At 58.1% G+C, this 15,864-nt stretch carries 18 protein-coding genes and 1 tRNA gene; 14 read left to right on the forward strand and 5 right to left on the reverse strand.

Annotated features, from left to right (window positions below; all coding sequences use genetic code 11):
- Positions 1-2: 2 nt before the first annotated feature.
- Complete coding sequence (gene nusB / locus WGT02_RS08855) at positions 3-485, forward strand: transcription antitermination factor NusB (RefSeq protein WP_024316604.1); 483 nt, start codon at positions 3-5, stop codon at positions 483-485.
- Positions 486-692: 207 nt separating this feature from the next.
- Positions 693-2,828, forward strand: coding sequence for a sodium-translocating pyrophosphatase (locus WGT02_RS08860; RefSeq protein WP_024316603.1), 2,136 nt, complete (start codon positions 693-695; stop codon positions 2,826-2,828).
- Between the two features lie 73 nt (positions 2,829-2,901).
- Here WGT02_RS08860 and WGT02_RS08865 read toward each other — a convergent pair whose 3' ends face one another.
- Complete coding sequence (locus WGT02_RS08865; protein WP_024316602.1) at positions 2,902-3,438, reverse strand: outer membrane protein assembly factor BamE; 537 nt, start codon at positions 3,436-3,438, stop codon at positions 2,902-2,904.
- 179 nt (positions 3,439-3,617) lie between these two features.
- Here WGT02_RS08865 and WGT02_RS08870 point away from each other — a divergent pair, with 179 nt between their 5' ends.
- The 7 genes from WGT02_RS08870 (at position 3,618) to WGT02_RS08900 (ending at position 8,898) form a co-directional block, all read left to right on the forward strand.
- Entirely contained in the window at positions 3,618-4,208 is a 591-nt protein-coding gene (locus tag WGT02_RS08870) for a ubiquinol-cytochrome C chaperone family protein (protein WP_208250469.1), read from the forward strand.
- Between the two features lie 10 nt (positions 4,209-4,218).
- Positions 4,219-4,773 carry a DUF177 domain-containing protein gene (locus WGT02_RS08875; protein WP_208248253.1) on the forward strand — a complete coding sequence of 185 codons (555 nt, stop codon included), beginning with the start codon at positions 4,219-4,221 and terminating at the stop codon, positions 4,771-4,773.
- Positions 4,774-4,876: 103 nt separating this feature from the next.
- Positions 4,877-5,923, forward strand: coding sequence for a phosphate acyltransferase PlsX (plsX, locus tag WGT02_RS08880; RefSeq protein WP_024316599.1), 1,047 nt, complete (start codon positions 4,877-4,879; stop codon positions 5,921-5,923).
- Positions 5,924-5,942: 19 nt separating this feature from the next.
- Entirely contained in the window at positions 5,943-6,914 is a 972-nt protein-coding gene (locus WGT02_RS08885; protein ID WP_024316598.1) for a beta-ketoacyl-ACP synthase III, read from the forward strand.
- A 107-nt stretch (positions 6,915-7,021) separates the two neighbouring features.
- Entirely contained in the window at positions 7,022-7,360 is a 339-nt protein-coding gene (locus WGT02_RS08890) for an integration host factor subunit alpha (protein WP_024316597.1), read from the forward strand.
- A gap of 217 nt (positions 7,361-7,577) precedes the next feature.
- Positions 7,578-8,120 carry a MerR family transcriptional regulator gene (locus WGT02_RS08895; protein ID WP_024316596.1) on the forward strand — a complete coding sequence of 181 codons (543 nt, stop codon included), beginning with the start codon at positions 7,578-7,580 and terminating at the stop codon, positions 8,118-8,120.
- A gap of 112 nt (positions 8,121-8,232) precedes the next feature.
- On the forward strand, positions 8,233-8,898 hold the full coding sequence (locus WGT02_RS08900) for an HAD family hydrolase (RefSeq protein WP_318246545.1): 666 nt from the start codon (positions 8,233-8,235) through the stop codon (positions 8,896-8,898).
- Between the two features lie 6 nt (positions 8,899-8,904).
- Here WGT02_RS08900 and WGT02_RS08905 read toward each other — a convergent pair whose 3' ends face one another.
- From WGT02_RS08905 to WGT02_RS08915, 3 genes are all read right to left on the reverse strand, one after another.
- Complete coding sequence (locus tag WGT02_RS08905; protein ID WP_208250596.1) at positions 8,905-9,099, reverse strand: hypothetical protein; 195 nt, start codon at positions 9,097-9,099, stop codon at positions 8,905-8,907.
- A gap of 99 nt (positions 9,100-9,198) precedes the next feature.
- Positions 9,199-9,648 carry a CAP domain-containing protein gene (locus tag WGT02_RS08910; RefSeq protein WP_318246546.1) on the reverse strand — a complete coding sequence of 150 codons (450 nt, stop codon included), beginning with the start codon at positions 9,646-9,648 and terminating at the stop codon, positions 9,199-9,201.
- Positions 9,649-9,824: 176 nt separating this feature from the next.
- Positions 9,825-10,208 (reverse strand): hypothetical protein, encoded by a 384-nt coding sequence (locus WGT02_RS08915; protein ID WP_029710222.1) that lies wholly within the window; start codon positions 10,206-10,208, stop codon positions 9,825-9,827.
- A gap of 475 nt (positions 10,209-10,683) precedes the next feature.
- Between WGT02_RS08915 and WGT02_RS08920 the strand changes: the two genes are divergently transcribed.
- Positions 10,684-10,757: transfer RNA gene (locus WGT02_RS08920), tRNA-Pro, on the forward strand.
- A gap of 796 nt (positions 10,758-11,553) precedes the next feature.
- Here the strand turns inward: WGT02_RS08920 and WGT02_RS08925 are convergent.
- Positions 11,554-11,874, reverse strand: a complete 321-nt coding sequence (locus WGT02_RS08925) for a helix-turn-helix transcriptional regulator (RefSeq protein ID WP_208248251.1) — start codon at positions 11,872-11,874, stop codon at positions 11,554-11,556.
- A 167-nt stretch (positions 11,875-12,041) separates the two neighbouring features.
- On the opposite strand from WGT02_RS08925, the gene WGT02_RS08930 reads away from it, so the two are divergent.
- The 4 genes from WGT02_RS08930 to WGT02_RS08945 all read left to right on the forward strand — a co-directional run bounded on the left by WGT02_RS08930 (position 12,042) and on the right by WGT02_RS08945 (position 15,851).
- Entirely contained in the window at positions 12,042-12,338 is a 297-nt protein-coding gene (locus WGT02_RS08930) for a hypothetical protein (protein ID WP_208248249.1), read from the forward strand.
- A gap of 4 nt (positions 12,339-12,342) precedes the next feature.
- Positions 12,343-14,181 (forward strand): AAA family ATPase, encoded by a 1,839-nt coding sequence (locus WGT02_RS08935; protein ID WP_225039612.1) that lies wholly within the window; start codon positions 12,343-12,345, stop codon positions 14,179-14,181.
- Positions 14,182-14,404: 223 nt separating this feature from the next.
- A complete protein-coding gene (locus WGT02_RS08940) occupies positions 14,405-15,160 on the forward strand; it encodes a hypothetical protein (protein WP_130749183.1) in 756 nt (251 codons plus the stop codon).
- A gap of 91 nt (positions 15,161-15,251) precedes the next feature.
- On the forward strand, positions 15,252-15,851 hold the full coding sequence (locus WGT02_RS08945) for a nucleotidyltransferase domain-containing protein (protein ID WP_208248245.1): 600 nt from the start codon (positions 15,252-15,254) through the stop codon (positions 15,849-15,851).
- The last annotated feature ends 13 nt before the right edge of the window (positions 15,852-15,864 follow it).

Here is a 15,864-nt window from a genome sequence, read left to right on the forward strand (position 1 = left end):
GAATGAGCAACGAAAACTCGGAGCGTCCCGTCAAGACCGCGAACCAGCGAGGCGCTGCGCGCCTGGCTGCCGTTCAGGCGCTCTACCAGATGGATATTGGCGGCACCGGCGTCCTGGAAATCGTCGCCGAGTATGAGGCGCATCGCCTCGGCCAGGAACTCGACGGCGAGACCTATCTGAAGGCCGACCCCTCCTGGTTCCGCTCCATCGTCTCCGGTGTCGTGCGAGAACAGCGTCGACTCGATCCGCTGATCGCGTCCGCCCTTCAAGACGACTGGGCTCTGTCGCGTCTCGATAGCACGGTTCGCGCGATCCTGCGTGCCGGCGTGTTCGAGATCCTCGATCGCAAGGATGTTCCCGTTGCGGTCATCGTGACGGAATACGTCGAGATCGCCCAGGCCTTCTTTAGCGAGGATGAGCCGAAGCTCGTTAATGCGGTGCTTGACCGCATCGCGAAGCAGGTTCGCGGCGAAGCCAAGAAGTAGCGTTCTGCCGGGGCCGTGGCCCCGACCTCCAGAAACTCCCGGTTCCCATTGTGCTGCAAGGGCTTTTGGCGTTTGCGGGCTTGACGCGCCGTTTTCCTCCACGCAATCTCCTCGCGGCGTTGCAGCATTTCTGTGGGAGGAAATCGAGTCGGCGTATTCGCAGCCGGAGAGGGAGTGAACTCCGGCTCTTTTGGAGGAAAGAGCGAAATGAGCATTCTTTTATGGGTAATAGCATGCGGTCTGCTCTCGGTGGTCTATGCCATCTGGGCGACCCGGTCGGTGCTTGCCGCCGATCAGGGCAACAAGCGCATGCAGGAAATTGCAGGCTATATTCGTGAAGGTGCGCAGGCCTACCTGACGCGCCAGTATAAGACTATCGCAATCGTCGGCATCGTCGTTTTCATTGCAGCCTGGCTGCTGCTCTCCGGCATCGCTGCAATCGGCTTCCTCATTGGCGCGGTTCTTTCGGGCGCCGCGGGCTTCATCGGCATGCACGTCTCGGTGCGCGCCAACGTGCGCACGGCCCAGGCAGCGTCTCAAAGCTTGTCGGCGGGACTTGAGATCGCGTTCAAGTCGGGCGCGATCACCGGGCTTCTGGTCGCTGGTCTCGCCTTGCTCGGCGTGTCCGTCTACTACTACGTCCTGACCGTCATTCTTGGGCACGAGGGAAGCTCCCGCGAGGTCATCGATTCACTCGTCGCGCTTGGTTTCGGTGCGTCGCTGATTTCGATCTTCGCCCGTCTGGGCGGCGGCATCTTCACCAAGGGCGCCGACGTCGGCGGCGACCTTGTCGGCAAGGTTGAAGCGGGCATCCCGGAAGACGATCCGCGCAACCCTGCCACGATCGCTGATAACGTCGGCGACAACGTTGGCGATTGCGCAGGCATGGCTGCGGACCTCTTCGAAACTTACGCCGTATCCGTCGTTGCAACGATGGTTCTCGCAGCGATCTTCTTCGCCGGCGCGCCTATCCTGCAATCGGCAATGGTCTATCCGCTTGCCATCTGCGGCGCCTGCATCATCACCTCGATCATAGGCACCTTCTTCGTCAAGCTCGGCAGCAACGGGTCGATTATGGGCGCCCTATATAAGGGCCTGGTCGTGACCGGCCTGCTGTCAATCGTCGGTCTCGGCGCTGCGACGTCCCTGACCATCGGGTGGGGAAGCGTCGGAACCGTCGAAGGCCGTGACATCACCGGCACACACCTGTTTCTCTGCGGTATCGTCGGTCTGATCGTGACAGCGCTGATCGTCGTCATTACCGAGTACTATACAGGCACCAACAAGCGCCCGGTCAACTCGATCGCCCAGGCGTCGGTGACCGGTCATGGAACCAACGTCATCCAGGGGCTGGCAGTTTCGCTCGAGTCGACGGCGTTGCCGGCCATTGTCATCATCGGCGGCATCCTTGCCACCTATCAGTTGGGTGGTCTTTTCGGTACCGGCATTGCGGTTACCGCGATGCTCGGCATTGCCGGCATGATCGTTGCTCTGGATGCCTTCGGTCCAGTAACGGACAATGCCGGTGGTATTGCCGAGATGTCCCATCTGCCGCCTGAAGTTCGCAAGTCGACCGACGCGCTTGATGCCGTGGGAAACACGACGAAGGCGGTCACCAAAGGGTACGCGATTGGCTCGGCGGGCCTCGGAGCACTCGTGCTCTTTGCTGCCTATTCGTACGATCTCAAATATTTCGCGGCGAACGGGGACAAGTACCCTTACTTTGCGGGAATTGGTGAGATCTCGTTCGACCTCTCGAATCCCTACGTAGTGGCGGGGCTGATCTTTGGTGGTCTGATTCCGTATCTCTTCGGCGGCATTGCCATGACTGCCGTCGGTCGTGCGGCTGGCGCGATCGTCGAGGAGGTTCGCCGCCAGTTCAAGGAGAAGCCGGGCATCATGCAGGGGACGGAGCGGCCGGACTATGGCAGGGCCGTCGACTTGCTGACGAAGGCAGCCATTCGCGAAATGATCATACCGTCCTTGCTGCCGGTGTTGGCGCCGATCGTCGTGTACTTCGGCGTTCTTGCCATCTCCGGATCGAAGGCTTCGGCCTTTGCGGCGCTGGGCGCATCCTTGCTCGGCGTGATCATCAACGGTCTCTTCGTCGCCATCTCGATGACATCGGGCGGCGGCGCCTGGGATAACGCCAAGAAATCCTTCGAGGACGGCTTCGTCGACAAGGACGGCGTTCGCCACATGAAGGGATCAGATGCGCACAAGGCCTCGGTGACTGGCGACACTGTCGGCGACCCCTACAAGGACACGGCCGGTCCGGCCGTCAATCCGGCGATCAAGATCACCAACATCGTCGCGCTTCTTCTTCTTGCCGTTCTGGCCTGAGGCTAACCGCGAACACTAAAAACCCGCCGTCTCACACCAGACGGCGGGTTTTTCTTTGAGAATTCTACCCGCGTTAGCGCAAGCTGGCCGGGTTCTGCGGCGAGGCCGGCTGAGAGGTGCCGCCCCCGAAGAGGCCCTTGGCAGCGTTCGCGGCACTGCCGCCAGACAGAAGCTGCTGCAGGAAGGTGAAGTCCTTTCCGCCTGTCGGGGTGACGCGGGTAATCGTATCGAAAACCTTGCCGTCCTTGAGGGTGTAGTTCGCGCGACGCGTAACGATGCCGTCCTTGTCGAAATAGATCGCCAGAACGCTCTGGTCGACGACCTTCAGTTTCTGGAAGGCCATGGAGCGCTCGCGGCGCTGTGAGATGTAATAGAAGACTTCACCATCGAACGTCGCCGTCGTTGACGGCGTGCCCAGGGATAGGAGAACCTGCTCGCGGCTCGATCCTTCCGGGACAAGGTTCAACGATTGCTCGTCGGCGACATACCCGCCATTAAGCACGGTTCCTGTCTGGCAGCCCGAAAGTCCGGCGGAGGCGATCATGATGGCAATGGCGGCATTGCTGAGGAATTTTTTGTCAGACTTGAAATACCGTTTCGTCAACGACATCTACTCCCTAAAATTATGAATAGCAGCCACCGGCCTCAGATCGCTGATGCAAAACCATTGTGGCCATTCCGGGGTCAGACCTCCCGTTGGCTCGTGCGGACAGATGGGGTGCTGTCCCGAAAGTGGCCACCTTCGGCATTGCAATTCGCGCCTGCTTCGGTAAACCAGCTTTCGAAATCATGCAACAAGGCCGGACGCCGCTTGGCGTCAAGAATGAGGTCTTTCCGGAAAAAACGATGATCTTCGGGCTCTTTGGCAAGAAAAACAACAATCAGGCAATCGTTGATCGGCAATATAAGGCATTAACGTCGGCGGCGCGGATGCCCGAACTCTACGAGCGCTTGAATGTCCCGGATACGGTCATGGGGCGCTTCGAAATGCTTTCGGCGGTGATGATCCTCTTCTTCCGACGCACGCGAACGTCCGGGACAAGCGGTCAGGAAATCGCGCAGGAAATCGTCGACGCCTTCTTCGAGGATATCGACTACTCCATCCGGGAACTGGGGATCGGCGACAACACCGTTCCGAAGCGCATGAAGAAGCTGGCCGGCATGTTCTATGGCCGTCTTGAGGCCTACTCCAAGGCGATGGACATCAAGGATGCCGAAGGGCTTGCTACCGCACTCGTTCGGAACATTCATCCCAAGGCGAATGAGCCGGTCGATATGGGCGGTCTCGCGAGCTGGATGTTTGCGGCTGAGGATTATCTTTTGTCTCAGTCGGAAGACGTCATCGCGACCGGCTCGGCGACGCTCCCGAAGGTTGCCTGAGGAGAAGACGATGAAGAACAAGAGAGATGACGTGCCATTCTCCTACCTCGTAAATGTCGGTCATATATCGGCCAATCCTGTCGAGGTGCATCTGGAGGCCGATAAGCGGGAGTTGGCGGCGCTCGCTGAGCGTTGGAATGTCCTCTCGGTCGACAGCCTCAAAGCCGAACTCCAGATCGCTCGGTGGAAGCGCGACGGCATCCGTCTGAAGGGCAGAGTTCAAGCAAATATTGTCCAATCCTGCGTCGTCACCCTCGATCCGGTCCCATCCGCGATCGACGAGACCTTCGAGCAGATCTTCGTGCCTGAAAATTCGAAGCTTGCACGCCGACCAGCCAACGATGCGGGCGAAATGGTGCTCGATCCCGACGGTCCGGACCTTCCTGAAAGCTTTACCGGCGATACGATCGACGCAGGTGAGGTGGTCACGGAATTTGCAGCGCTTGCGATCGATCCCTATCCGCGCAAGCCCGGTGTGGAGTTCGGCGGTCACACAGAAGACACCGCAGAGATCGATAAAAAGCCGTCCGCCTTCGCCGTGTTGAAGGATTGGAAAAAGGACTGAACCCCGTTGGGGATTTGACACAATTCAGTTGTAAGCGACGGGAAAACCGGTATTTTGGCCGAAATTTCGCCCGCCGGAGGCGAAAAATAAGGATCAGGGACGCGTGATCAGAATTTCTATCGACCTCATGGGTGGCGACTTTGGTCCCCAGGTTGTCATCCCCGGCGCTGCCAAGGCACTGGAAAGACATCCCGATATTTGCTTCGTGATGTATGGTTTGAAGGAACAGTGCGAGCCGGTTCTCGACAGGTTTCCGAAGCTCAAGGAAAAGAGCGTTTTCCACGATTGCGAACTCGCCGTCCGCATGGATGAGAAGCCGAGCCAGGCGCTTCGCCGCGGTCGCTATGTCTCCACCATGTGGCGGACGATCGAAGCGGTGAAGACGAAGGAAGCCGACGTTGCCATATCTGCTGGCAACACCGGCGCCCTCATGGCGATGGCCAAGTTCTGTTTGCGGACGATGGCCAATATCGAGCGGCCGGCGATCGCCGCTATCTGGCCGACGCTGAAGGGCGAGAGCATCGTGCTTGATGTCGGCGCGACGATCGGGGCGGATTCACAGCAGTTGATGGATTTCGCCCTCATGGGTGGGGCAATGGCACGCGCACTGTTTGAGATCGAACGTCCGACGATCGGCTTGCTGAACGTCGGTGTCGAAGAGATCAAGGGGCAGGAAGAGGTGAAGGAAGCGGGGCGCCTGCTCCGCGAGGCGAACATCGACTCGCTCGAGTACTATGGCTTCGTCGAAGGAAACGATCTCGGCAAGGGGACCGTCGATGTCGTCGTGACCGAAGGCTTCTCCGGCAATATTGCGTTGAAGGCGGCCGAAGGTACGGCGCGCCAGATCGGCGAATATCTGCGCGCTGCAATGTCGCGCACGCTGCTTGCCAGGATCGGCTACTTCTTCGCGAAAGGCGCGTTCGACATGCTGCGCGAAAAGATGGATCCGAGCCGTGTGAACGGCGGTGTCTTCCTGGGCCTCAACGGCGTTGTCATCAAGAGCCATGGTGGCGCTAACGCCGAAGGCATCGCTGCTGCCATCGAGGTCGGCTATGACATGGCCAAGAATGGCCTCAATCAGAAAATAGAAAACGATCTTCAAAAATATCATGCCAAGCGGCAGCCCCCGATCGGGCCGGAAGCCGCATGAGCGACGGGGTTTAAGCAATATGATCCGTTCAGTTGTTCGCGGGTTCGGAGCCGCACTTCCGAAACGCGTTATGACCAACCGCGACATGGAAGATGTCGTGGACACATCTGACGAATGGATTGTCCAGCGCACGGGCATTCGCCAGCGCTACATTGCCGGCGAGGGCGAGACGACATCGTCGCTCGGCGAAGCGGCAGCGCGTGCTGCGCTCGACAGGGCCGGACTGACGCCGGCCGATATCGACCTCATCATCTGTGCCACCTCGACGCCGGATAACACCTTTCCGGCGACTGCCGTCAATATTCAGAATCGCCTCGGCATGAGCCATGGCTTTGCCTTCGACGTGCAGGCGGTTTGCACGGGCTTCGTCTATGCTGTGACGACGGCCGACGCCTATATCCGCGGCGGTCTTGCCAAGCGCGTGCTGGTGATTGGCGCCGAGACTTTCTCGCGCATCCTCGACTGGAACGATCGCACAACATGCGTACTCTTCGGTGACGGTGCAGGCGCGATTGTGCTCGAAGCCGCGGAAGGCGAGGGCACGACTGCCGATCGCGGCGTATTGACGGCGCATCTGCGCTCCGATGGCTCCCACAAGGACAAGCTCTATGTGGACGGTGGCCCCTCGACGACGGGCACGGTCGGCAAGCTGCGTATGGAAGGCCGGGAAGTCTTCAAATATGCCGTCGGTATGATCACCGATGTCATTCAGGCTGGCTTCGACGCAACCGGGACGACTGCGGATGATCTCGACTGGCTGGTGCCGCATCAGGCCAATCGGCGTATCATTGATGGCTCCGCCAAGAAGTTGCATATCTCTCCTGAGAAAGTAGTCATTACGGTTGATCTTCACGGCAACACGTCTGCCGCCTCGATTCCGCTCGCGCTGGCAACGGCAGCCGGCGATGGCCGGATCAAGGAAGGCGATCTGGTGATGCTGGAGGCGATGGGCGGCGGCTTCACCTGGGGCGCAGCACTCCTGCGCTGGTAACCCGAAAATCCAAAAAACTACCGACGAACAAGAGCTTGACCGTGAGGCGCAAGACAAATACTCTTTGTTCGCTTTCATAATATAATTGGCAAATGGGCGGGGAAACCATGACCGGAAAGACAGTGACGCGAGCAGACTTGGCGGAATCGGTTTTTCGCAAGGTCGGTCTTTCGAGAACCGAATCTGCCGAGCTCGTGGAAACTGTCATCGACGAGATTTGTAACGCGATTGTCCGCGGCGAGACCGTCAAGCTCTCGTCCTTTGCGACCTTCCAGGTGCGAGACAAGAACGAGCGCATCGGACGTAACCCCAAGACGGGCGAGGAAGTACCGATCTCTCCCCGACGCGTCATGACCTTCAAGGCGTCCAATGTCTTGAAGATGCGGATTCTCAAGGCGCACACCCTGCGCAAGACCAAGCAGAAAACCGCCAATCCGGCCTCCTGATCGGACCCAAAAGAGAGAATCGTTCTCTCGTTCGGCGACAACAACTATAATCTTCCCTGAACGATCTGTGCGGTATTCAAGACGTGACTTGAATTCACGGCGTCAAACCGTTGAAATATGATGAGTCGCGGCTCGGTTCTGGCGTTCGTGAGATACAGCTGCGTCCTATCAGCCGAAGAGACGCGCGGCACGCCCCGAGACCGCGTAGGGAGTAAGGATGTTGGATAAGAGCCCCGATGCTTTCCGCACCATCAGCGAGGTGGCGGATGACCTAGACCTTCCACAGCATGTCCTACGCTTCTGGGAAACGCGATTTCCTCAGATCAAGCCGATGAAGCGCGGCGGTGGCCGCCGCTATTACAGGCCCGAGGATATCGATCTCCTGAAGGGCATTCGCCACCTGCTCTATGATCACGGCTACACGATCAAGGGCGTGCAGAAGCTTCTGAAGACCAATGGCAACAAGTTCGTCATCTCGATAGGACATGGCGACCTTGCCAGTGTCCAGGCGCTGACGGGCGGCCCGCAGGATGACGCCAACACCGCCGAACCGCGGGTCGGAATGTCCGACGAGGATCAGGTGGTCGGGCGCGCGAAACCGCCGATCACCCGCCGCTTCTTCAATTTCGGCGGTGGCGACGAAGAATCTCCCGAGATTTCGATCGGCAAGTCGAGCGTCGGCAAGGAGGATCGGGCTCTGCTGCAGGAAGCACTCTACGATCTCCTGGAGTGCAAACGCTTGCTGGACCAGGTTCGCTGACCAACGTGTTCGCCTTCGGGTGATCTAGGGAAGCACCGTTCCTTCATTCGATCGGAGAAGACGCCATCGGCTGCCGATGCGGAATTCGATACAACTTACTAAGGAAGCCCTCGTGACTGCGTCTCATTCCGTTCCCGGCAAACTTTATGACGCCTTCCTCTTCGATATGGACGGCACGCTCTTGAATTCCATTGCCGTGGTTGAACGGGTCTGGAGCGAGTGGGCAGTGCGCCATGGACTGGAGCCGGAGGTTTTCCTCAAGACGATTCACGGCATTCGCGCCAGCGATGTCATTCGCCAGCTGGCGCTGCCGGGCGTCGATCCTCAACATGAGGCGAGGGAATTGTTGAAAGAGGAGATGGAGGATGTCGAAGGCATCGTCCCGATCCCGGGAGCGATTGATTTCCTAAACAGCATTCCGCAGGCGAAGTGGGCGATCGTAACCTCGGCACCGATCGAACTCGCCAGAAGCCGCATGGCGGCGGCGGGAATTCCGACGCCGGTCGCGATGGTGAGCGGCGAAGAAGTGGCGGCTGGAAAGCCTAGCCCGGAATGCTACCTGCTGGGTGCCAAGCGCCTCGGAGTCGATCCGACGAAATGCCTGGTGTTCGAGGATGCCGTTGCCGGAATCCTCGCGGGCGAAGCGGCGGGCGCAGATGTGACGGTCATTACCGAAACGCATACGACGCCGTTCGCGACGCCGCATTTTTCGATCCCCGACTACCGGGGCTGGCGTGTTGACACCAGCCCCGACGGCCGCGTTGCGCTCGCCAAATAGCGCGGGCTAGTGCTTGCGTTGTTGCTGCGCTTGCTTCTTCATGCGCTCGTAGGCGGCAAGCATTTTTGCCTTGGCCGAGCCCAGCGTCCCCAATTCATGCCCGCAGGTGAAGCAGATGAGGATATCGGTGTCGAGCGGCTCGGGACGCTCGAATTTCATTCGTGTGTTCCTGCATTTCGGGCAGGGGATCTCGATCTGCATGTTCTTATCCAAAGTCTCGCGTTTTGCAGGTCTCTTATTCGCGTAGCGCGGATCGAGCAAGCATTTTTGAGTTACTGGCCAACAGCGACATGTGACGTGCTACTGGCAAGCAAAGAAAGTCGAGTAGCCTCCGATCACAGCTACTCCCGCGTATCGCAGGTTGGGTCGAAGCAAGTTCGTGTTGTGACCCGGGGACCTCCTCCAGCCAGCAAAAAGCTGCTGCGGAGTCGTATACCCGACGCCGACATTTTCTGAACACACCACGCTGAGCCCCGCAGCTCTGGCTTGAGCCGATCTCTGGCGAAAGCCATCATGGTTGATGGCTCTCCGTGTTGCTTGGTACCGGCTGTGTTGGCGAGCCAAGGCTTTCAAAGTGCCATTTGCGGCGAGGGGAGATAGGCCGCGGCTCGTCCTATAAGAATTAATGAGAGCCAGTGTCTGGGAGCCAAAATCGCTTGTCGTCGTTGGCGGTTGTGCTGCACTTGCACATGCTGAACTGAGAATCGCAATTGCTGTTGTCCGTAGCATTTTCATGGTCGGATTTCTCATCTTGGCAACGATTCGCCTTTGGCGGGTCTGCCCAATAGAGCAGAAACAAAGCAAGCGATCCAGGCAACCATAAACGAGGCATTGCGCCACAGTTATCGATATCGAGCAGAAATGTGAGCTACAAAGAGCTAGGCTAGCTGGATTGATGCGGTCAGGAGGCACTCGAAGGACGAGCCTCAGCTGACGACGCCGTTCTGCCGGCACATGTCGTTGAGGTTTGTTTGTGCGTTGCCCTGGGCGGTCAGGGTGAACGAAAAGGCGGATCTCCCGGCCGCAATCGTGTTTTTCAAAACGCCAGCGAAGGGCTCACCGCCAGTAAAGGCCCCAGCTTTGTTCTTCGAGTTTACTATGCCGCAAACATAGACGATGCCTGGTTGTCTCTGTGCTGCCATCATGCGTCCGAACGTCGCACTGGCGGGATCTTTAAGGAACCTTCGAATTCCATTCTGAACGGCAGAAATCTCGCCCATGGAGAGCGTGTACGGGATCGTTTGGTCTCGCTGAGTGAAGCCTGCGCAAGAACTGAGCATCAATATGCCGGCAATCACGATTTTCTTCATGTCGTCCCCCAAGAGCATCGCCGAATTGCATGGTATGTCCCCGGGACAATTCGCCTTAAGTGGTTGCTAACGCAAGCCCGTATTTCGACGTATATCGATATGAGGCGCGAGCCGGGATTCCAAGAGTCCGTTGCGTCTCAGAAATTTGTGGCTCACTTGGCCCATCGCAAAGCCACTGCGTCCCGACAAGCGAATGGCGTTCGCTGACGCGAGTTGTTGTGAGATGCATTGCCTCCCGGAACGCAGCGGAACCCTTAGCGGCCGAAGCGCGCTTTTCCCCTCGTCGTTCCTTTTTTATTCTCTCCTGTCGATTTCCTCTTGCGCCCCAAATCCCAAAATACTAACAGGATCAGGCCGTTTCGGCAGGTCGGGGCGTAGCGCAGCCCGGTAGCGCACTTGACTGGGGGTCAAGGGGTCGCTGGTTCGTTATACGGGATAGGCGATTGTGTTCAGATCTGCGGGTACTGCAAGGTGACGGAATGTAGCGCAGCCTGGTAGCGCACTTGACTGGGGGTCAAGGGGTCGCAGGTTCAAATCCTGTCATTCCGAGATATTTCAAGGGCCTATCACATGATGGTGCCTGATCTTTCAAAGCCAGTTGGTCTCCGGACTAGCTGGCTTTGTTGTTTGTTCGAGAGGGTTTTCTACGAACTGAACACGTGAACACCTCTATCCAGTGTATAACGCTCGAGACAAGCACTTTATGCTCACTCATCCGCCGACTAGGCGGATACCGTTTGCATGCGAATGCAAGTCGGGACGAGCGCTTATCCAAATAGCAGGTCGAGGACCGACTTGCTGTCATTCGCATAAGAATGTCGGGCGACAGCCCGTCAACTTCGACCGAAGGTCGTTGGTCCCGTCCTTTGGACGGGCTTGGAGCTGTAACGGCAGGCGCTATCTGAACCTATGTTCGGTTCCTTCAAGATCCGTCAAATTGCGGAGTGTCCGGTTGGACGGCGCTACACTAGATTTGCTACAGCCTAGGTAACAATTGGCTATTTCCGGTTCTTGCGCCATCATGCATCGCGGCGGGTCGTCGCCGAGGTGACTTCTGTCGATTTTCCCCGAGTCCTGGGTTCCTCTTTTACAGAAGCTGTGTTGGGTTTGGAGACCGTCTTAACTGACTGGTTAAGCCTGTTCAGTTCTCGCTCTTCAAGCAAACAAAATGAACTGTGCCTGAGATTAAGAAAAATTGAAAGAACATCGTTGCCTTTCCAAACGCGGAAAAATCGAGTGACCGAAGTTCAACAGCTTACCCCGCAAGAGAACCCTCGGTATTTACGACGCAGCGAAGGGCAGAGGTTCTAACTGAGCGTTCGTCGTCGCACGCGACACTGCAAGGCTATGAGTCATTCGAGGAAGGGGAATGATCGTTCGACTCTGATGATGGAACATTTCCGAGTCTGTTCAGGGTTTTGAAATCGTCCTTCGTGTTGGCATTGAACACACCCCAACCTTCGTCGCCACTTGGCGCGACGAACTTAATGCCCTGATCCTCGTAAAACCTCTGCACCGTCGAAACGTAGTGGACGACGACACCTTTGTCGCGCTCCATCTTGGCGATCGTCTTGCGAGATATGCCGAGAACTCCCGCGACGTCGTCCTGGCTGAGGCCAAGAAACTCACGTGCAATCCGAAGAAGGGGCGGCGGTACAGGGTGCATAAGGATTCATAAGCACGGATCTGTGGGCGAGCAAAATCCGACGTCAACAATTGTTGACGCCGGTTCCCATTTTGGGTCTATAGGTTACATAAAGAGAATTTGATTCCCAAAACGAGTACCGAATCCTTTGCGCATTTCGTCGCAATTTTTGTGGAGGCACGCGAATCATGGAGTTCCAGACTTATGAGCAGGTCTCTCGACTGCACCGGCTTGTCACCGATTTGAAGCGTCTTGAAGCCGGTCTCGTGCGCCCGCCGGATCTTATGGCGGAGCCCTTCCTTGACAACTGGCGTCACTCCGCCCGGCAGGTGCCTTGCCTCCAGGGTATCGTTGAGGGACATCCGTCTTTTCCAGACGGGCACGTGATCGTTACGAGCGAGGTGTTCGGATACTTCCGTGGCGATGACGAGCACTTCGTCCGCACTCGGAACAAGTGGTATCGACTGGGCGAAAAGAGGGGCTGAGGTCATGCAGCACAGAATGACTGCAGCCGCGTTTAAGGAAGTGCGAAAACGTCCCGGCGTCCTGCTCGCTTATTTCCTACTTCGGCGCGCGTTTCGAAATACGCCGCAGTTTCGAGGAAACAACGCGGGCACCCTGATCGCAATTGTTGACAAGCAGTGGATCGGGCGTTTTGAACGGGCCGGCCAACTGCTTCTGTCGGGGCAGGCCAAAGCGTTTTTCCGTCCCGAATTGACCCGCCATCAAGTCATCACGGTGGAGACCGGTTCAAGGAAAAAGATCGACATGGACGTGCTGAGAGGCTTCGCACAGACGATTGTCGTAGCGGATAGTCCGCGGGCCATTTCCAAGACGATGCGACTTGCCGCCGATGCCATGTTTGTCGTCGAGAAGCCCTCAGCGCGGCACGTGATGGCGATCAGGAAGCTGGCTGGTCGGTCCAAGGTCGAACTCGGGGAGGCAGAAAAACTCGTCCGCCAGGATTGGGATGTAATTGACGCACTTCTTTGCCGACAGGTGCTCGGGGACAATGCGTTCGAATCCTCCGCCATGCAGGATTCAATTGCGGAAGTGCAACCGCGCCTCAGTGAGTTGCCGGGCTATGCAAATGCGAAACCTTGGGCGGCGGAACTTGCGGCCGACGTCGCGTCGTGGAGAAACGGAGCGCTGGAGTGGTCTCAGGTGGACAGGGCAGCGCTCTTGACGGGTCCACCGGGAGTAGGGAAGTCCTTTCTGGCGGGAGCCCTTGCGGCCGAACTTCAAGTCGCACTCGTCGCAACGTCCCCTGGGCAGTGGCAGTCGTCCGGCGGCGGATATCTGGGCGACATGCTGAAGGCCATGCGCGCCTCGTTCGAAGAGGCACGTTCAAACGCCCCGGCCGTGCTGTTCCTGGACGAGCTCGACAGCATCGGCAATCGGCAACACCAAAGTCAGCACGCTTTCTATGAAACGCAGGTCGTCAACTTGTTCCTCGAGCTGACCGGGAGCGCCTCGAAGTGGCCCGGCGTGATACTTCTCGGCGCGACGAACCGTCCCGACGATATAGACCGGGCGGTTTTGCGATCCGGGCGGTTCGAGCGTCACATCAGGCTGGAGATCCCGACGCCCGACGAACGTGCGGAAATCCTCTCGTACCATCTATCGGGGCCCTGTTTACAAGAGGTTCGTCCACTCACCGATCTCCTCGAGCGATACAGTCCTGCCGATCTTGAATGGCTGGCCCGCGTCGCCAAACGACGCGCGCGAGCCGAAGGACGCGCAGTCGAGATCGTGGACGTCGAGCGGAGCATGCCCCAACGGCTGAAACTACCCGCCGACGTTCTTCGGCGCGTTGCCTTGCACGAGTGCGGTCATGCGTTGATTGCCCTAGATTCCGGCTTCGTAGAATCCGTCATCGTCTCGGTGACCGACACGATATTGGACGATCCAGCCAGGCAGTCGGGCGGGAAGGCGCACTTCGACATGAAGGATTCGTTCCTACAGACCGAGGATTTCCTTCGAGCTCAGATCCGGATCGCCTTGGCTGGCGCGGTTGCGGAACAGGTGGGCATGGGAGGTCGGTCGACGGGAGGGGCTGGAAGCCGTGGCTCGGACCTCGATCTCGCCACCTCGATCGCAATGCGAATGGTGGCGAGCTACGGCATGGGGCCGGTGCCGCGCCTGTACGCCGATCTGGACAGAATTACCGAATCCTTCCGTCCATCGCCCGACATCTCCCGCGAGATCGATCGAATCCTTCGTGAAGAGTGGGACAAGTGCAGGTCATCCCTGACGCGGGACCGTGACAGACTGCTGGCCATGGCGGCGGATCTCGTGCGTCAAGGGAGGCTCTCTCTAGCAGCGTAGCTAGTTTGCGGTTCTCGGACCAAACCTGTCGTGTCCAGCTCGGAACGCGATCGCCCGCCCTGCTACGACCAGGTATCGTGTTCGCGTGGTGCCATCATGATGCGTTTCCGCGAGGATGGACGACGTCCCAGTTCAATGGCTTGCTGACGCCGGCTGGGCGTCTGATATTCGTCGTCTCACCCACCGCGACCATGACCACTCTTTTTCACGACGGAGCTCGATTTTGACCCTGCAAGACCTCGCTTGCCGCCTCCGTGCAGAGAAGAGATTCCATATCCAACGCGCGCTTTCCGAATCCTGCTATTGGGGCCGCGCGATCGAGCGGAACCAGAAGAAGCCTTCGGATCAACGTTGGATCGAGACCTTCTCGAAAGGCAGCGCGACTATCGACGATGTTAAGGAATTCTTCCCGACGTATCAGATCCATCGTGCCCCGTGGCGGTTCGAAACCGTTGCTATCCAAGTAAACGGTCTTCACGACGACAAAGACTGGACGCCGACTTCGGGAATTCAGGCCCTTGCGAGATCCCTTCCCAAGGCGCTCGAGAACTCGAAGGACGGGAAGGCGTTGCAGGATGGCCACCGGACATCCGCGGCAAGTAAGGTAGCGATGTTCGCACGGCCTGGAGATGACGTCTTCATCTGGGATCGCCTGGCGAACGTCGCCGTGGGCGTACGGGTGGCAGCGCGAAACACCGTGGCAAAGGCGATCAAGTATAATGTCAAAGGTCCCAACGGATACGACGTCTTCCATCGCCATTGCATGCTCGAACTCGAGGCCGAACTTGAGGTGGTAGAGTTCATTGCGGCGGTCGATGAGTTCATGGACTTCACCGCCTTTACGCGCTCCGGCAGGGAACCAGAACAGCTCGCTGGGCGACGGTATTTCGAGCGTCGCCTGTTTGACAAGCTGCTGGTCTGCGAAGGGGTGAGGATCGAGGAGCTTCGCGCCGCAGGGAGGGAGTTCGATCGCTCCTAGAAAGGAGCGAACGACGTTCCAGCAACGCGCCGACTCGAATCATCGTGCCGCACCAAATATTGGTGTGTTCGAACCAATGATGGGTGCATCCATGTCCCTGGTAGATTTCCTTCTCTCGCGACGGCAACAGAAGATGCTGGCGGCTCTGTTGGTCAATCCACGGCGGCAGTACGGCTCGAACGAGCTTGTTACAATCGGTGGACCAGGATACGGGGCTGGGAAACGAGCTCTCGACCAGTTCGAGTCGTCGGGACTCGTCGTCAAGACGGCGCGGGGTAACCAGCGCCTTTACTCGATAAACACGGAACACCCGGTCTTTGCGGAACTTCGCTCGATCTGCATCAAGACTTTCGGAATGGGAGAAACGATAGCCGAAGAACTTGCCCCATTCCGCGATCGGATCAGCCTGGCATTCGTATTCGGCTCGATCGCGCGCGGAACCGACGGCGCCGACAGCGACGTCGATCTGATGGTTGTCGGACATATAGACGCGTTCGAACTTGGGGAAACCATCGAGCGCATCGAAAGGAAGTTAGGTCGGTCGCTCGATCTCAATCTTCACCTTCCGGAAGAATGGGAGGCGTTGAAGACCGATCGGGTTGTCGCCGCGATCCTTGGGCAGCCGAAAATCATGCTTCAAGGAGAGATACCACAGCCGTCTGGCGCGCAGCCCGCCACGACGCGCACATGATGTCCGCCTCGTA

It is taken from the genome of Rhizobium sp. T1470 (assembly GCF_042140505.1).
GTDB classification, from domain to species: domain Bacteria; phylum Pseudomonadota; class Alphaproteobacteria; order Rhizobiales; family Rhizobiaceae; genus Rhizobium; species Rhizobium favelukesii.